Below are 1796 nucleotides of genomic sequence, written 5' to 3' on the forward strand. Positions count from 1 at the left end.
CGCCGGGCGCATCGCCGCCGTGAAGGGGCTGGGCGGGTTCCATCTGGCCTGCGACGCGGCCAGCGATGCCGCCGTGGGCGAACTGCGCCGCCGCAAGCACCGCCCCCACAAGCCGCTGGCCATCATGGTGCCGGACCTCGCCGCCGCCCGGCGCATCGTGCATGTTTCTCCGGAAGAAGAGGCCCTGCTGGCCGGGCGCGAACGGCCCATCGTGCTGTGCCGGGCGCTGGACGGGCTGGCGGGCGGCATGCCCGACGTGGCCCGGCCCGATGACGGCACCCCGTTGGTCCTCGATTCCGATGCGCCCCGCATCCCGCCACCCATTTCGCCCCTCATTTCGCCCCTCATCTCGCCCCTCATCTCGCCGGACACGCCCTTCGTGGGGGTGATGCTGCCCTACACCCCCCTGCACCACGTGCTGTTACGCCTGTACGGCGCGCTGCTGCCGGAAGGCCGCGTGCCCGCGCTGGTGATGACCTCCGGCAACGCGGGGGGAGAGCCCATCTGCCTCGGCAACCGCGAGGCGCTGCGCCGCCTGCCCTCCATCGCCGACGTGTTCCTGCTGCACGACCGCGACATCCTGATCCGCACCGACGATTCGGTGACGCGGGTCAACCCGGTCACCGGCGCGCCGCAGTTCCTGCGCCGGGCGCGCGGCTTCACTCCGCGCCCCGTGTTCCTTTCGGGCGACGGCCCGTGCGTGCTGGCCATGGGGCCGGAACTCAAGAACACCCTGTGCGTCACCCGGGGCGACAAGGCCTTTGTCAGCCAGCACATCGGCGACATGCACAACCTGGAAACCCTGGGCTTTCACCGCGAAATCGCCGCGCACCTGCCGCGCATCCTGCAAGTGACGCCGCAGGCCGTGGTGCGCGACCTGCACCCCGACTACATGACCACGGAGGAAGCCGAACAGAGCGGCCTGCCCGTGCTGACCCTGCAACACCACTTCGCGCACATCCACGCCGTGCTGGCCGAAAACCGGCACGACGGCCCGGCCCTGGGGCTGGCCCTTGACGGCACCGGCCACGGCGACGACGGCACGGTGTGGGGGGGCGAGCTGCTGTACGTGGACAACGTGGCGCTGGACCACCAGCGGCTGGGGCGGCTGGCCCGCATCCCCCTGCCGGGGGGCGAGGCCGCCATCCGCGAGCCGTGGCGCATCGCGCAGGGGTTGCTGTGGCACCTGAGCCTGCACGAACCTGTTACGGACGGCGCGCGTCCGTGGCCGTGGCTGCACCGCCACGCCCAGGCCGCCGCCCTGCTGCCGCGCCTGCTGGAACGCGGGGTGAACACCCCGCTCACCTCCAGCTGCGGACGGCTGTTCGACGCCGTATCCGCCCTGCTGGGGCTGTGCACCACCGTCACCTACGAGGGGCAGGCGGCCATCCGGCTGGAGCATGCGCAGGATGCCATCACCCCGCATGGCGGCAGCCACGACGCCTTCTTCACCCATGCCTACCCCTGCCCCCTGCGCGGCGCACGTGACGGCAGCGAAACACTGGTGCTGGACACGCACGTACTGTTCCGCGCCGTGTACGACGACTGGGCGCGCGGCACCCCGCCCGGCGAGGTATCGCGCCGCTTCCATGCCGGGCTGGTGACGGGCCTTGCCGACATGGCCGCCGCCGTGGCCGGGGTGATGGGCGTGCCCGTGGTGGCCCTGTCCGGCGGGGCCATGCAGAACCTCACCCTGTCCGTGCACCTGCCGCAGGCCCTTGCCGCGCGCGGACTGACCGTGCTGACCCACGCGGAACTGCCCCCCGGCGATGGCTGCATCTCGCTGGGGCAGGCCG

1 protein-coding gene is annotated in these 1796 nt (G+C 72.3%); it reads left to right on the forward strand.

The features are described from left to right. Nucleotides 1–1796: Kae1-like domain-containing protein (locus FVW27_RS14705; protein ID WP_167126495.1), on the forward strand; the 1796-nt coding region annotated here is incomplete at both ends.

The sequence above is a fragment of the Nitratidesulfovibrio liaohensis genome, from assembly GCF_011682075.1.
Classification (GTDB): Bacteria; Desulfobacterota; Desulfovibrionia; order Desulfovibrionales; family Desulfovibrionaceae; genus Cupidesulfovibrio; species Cupidesulfovibrio liaohensis.